General features: G+C 40.4%; 1 protein-coding gene. It reads left to right on the forward strand.

Going from position 1 to position 1,880, the window contains the following annotated elements; translation table 11 throughout:
- The first annotated feature begins 612 nt into the window (after positions 1 to 612).
- Positions 613 to 1,851, forward strand: coding sequence for an IS110 family RNA-guided transposase (locus D1606_RS18290; RefSeq protein WP_119417435.1), 1,239 nt, complete (start codon positions 613 to 615; stop codon positions 1,849 to 1,851).
- The last annotated feature ends 29 nt before the right edge of the window (positions 1,852 to 1,880 follow it).

Raw genomic sequence — 1,880 nt, forward strand, 5'->3', positions numbered from 1 at the left:
CTCGTATATTAGTAGTAAGAGCTCTTTCCGATAGAATTTCCAGTTGATCCGGACAACTGGTGATTCAATTGGATTTCCTATAGGAAGTGTCGCCTTTTGGCTCCCTCACTCTTTTTATGTTTTACCTGTTTGACCCTGGTTTTACCGAGGAAGTCAAAAGGCAATAACCTAAATTTTAGTTTCACTTCATTTCATAAAAATAACGCTGGCAGGTGCTTACCTGTTTATTTGATTTACCTATTTTTAACAATCAATTTCATATTGTAAGGGCGAAGGATGGAGGAGGCTCCATTTCAGTACTTCGTCCTTTTTTATACAAAAAATAGTTCACTCCAGACCAGTACCCATGCGACAATGGAACAGACAAGGTATTCGCAGGAAATAGCTTTCTCTCCTTGCAGACACACTTGTGTACTGCTTAATAAGCCTGCTACCCATCGTTCATTATTGAAGGTCTAACCACTGGCTGCGACGCAATGTGAGAAAAGAGTGTAGCGCTCATTTATGGTTTTCCCATTGTGATTGCTTATCACGAGGCAGACATCGATGATTCGAATGGGCACCCAGGTCTGAGTGTATCTTGATTAATTACCCCATTAGGAGGTGATTAGCATGTCACAAATGCTAGTCGGTATTGACGTGAGTTTGCGCTCCCATCATGTCCATTTCATGCATGGAGAGGGACACACACTCGCTGATTTTTCTGTTCGAAATGATGTAGAAGGTGCGGACACCTTGATTCAAAAAATTGTACGAACAGCGGAAAAAAATCAAACAAATCAATTAAAAATTGGGATGGAAGCCACGGATCAATATAGTTGGCACCTTGCCCACTACTTAAAAGCACAATGTAAAAAAGTATTACCTCATCTTCAAACAGCGATTTATATGCTCAACGCACGTAAAGTAGCTCGTTTTAAAAAGGGCTATGATACATTACCGAAAAACGACAAAATGGATGCCTGGGTTATTGCGGATCATCTACGCTTTGGACGATTGCCACATGAAATGCAAGAAACCTTAATTTACGACGCATTACGTCGTTTAACACGCACACGATTTCATTTAGTTCATGAAATTGCGCGTAATAAAACTTACATGTTAAATCAACTGTACTTAAAATTTAGTGGTTTACGCCAAGATAATCCGTTCTCTGATACATTTGGTACGACAAGTATCGCTGTCATCGAAGAGCTAGATCCCGGCAAGATTGCCGATATGCCTTTAGAAGAACTCGTAGAGTTTCTACAAGAGAAAGGCAAGAACCGTTTTGTAGAGCCAGAAGAGATTGCGAAATATCTCAAACAGCTCGCACGTAATTCGTACCGTTTAGATAAAATGATGGCTGATCCGGTCAATCTTTCGTTATCTGTGATTTTGAGTACGATTCAACATATGGAAAGCCAAGTAAAGCGATTAGATAAGGAAATCGAACGCATGATGAAAGGCATTCCACAAACATTAACTTCGATAAAAGGTATCGGTCCCGTGTACGCAGCGGGCTTAATCGCTGAAATTGGGGATATTCATCGTTTTGATGATCATCATGCTTTAGCGAAATATGCAGGTTTAGTATGGACACAGTATCAGTCAGGCGAGTTTGAAGCCGAGAATACCAGTCGCATGCGAACCGGAAATAAGTATTTACGCTATTATCTTGTACAGGCATCAGACGCCATACGAAAGCATGACACCGAATATAAAACCTTTTATCAAAAGAAATACCATGAAGTACCAAAGCATCAACACAAACGCGCTCTCGTCTTAACCGCTAGAAAACTTGTACGGCTCGTGCATTCGCTACTACGCACGAAACAGCTGTACATCCCTAAAGAAGAAAGGAGAGAATAACGAAATGTTACTCACTTTTCTTTAGTTAA

This window comes from Rummeliibacillus sp. POC4, assembly GCF_003576525.1.
GTDB lineage: Bacteria > Bacillota > Bacilli > Bacillales_A > Planococcaceae > Rummeliibacillus.

Excerpts from the sequence above, each read along its gene's own strand:
- D1606_RS18290 (WP_119417435.1), top strand. The coding sequence starts at position 613 with ATGTCACAAATGCTAGTCGGTATTGACGTGAGTTTGCGCTCCCATCAT.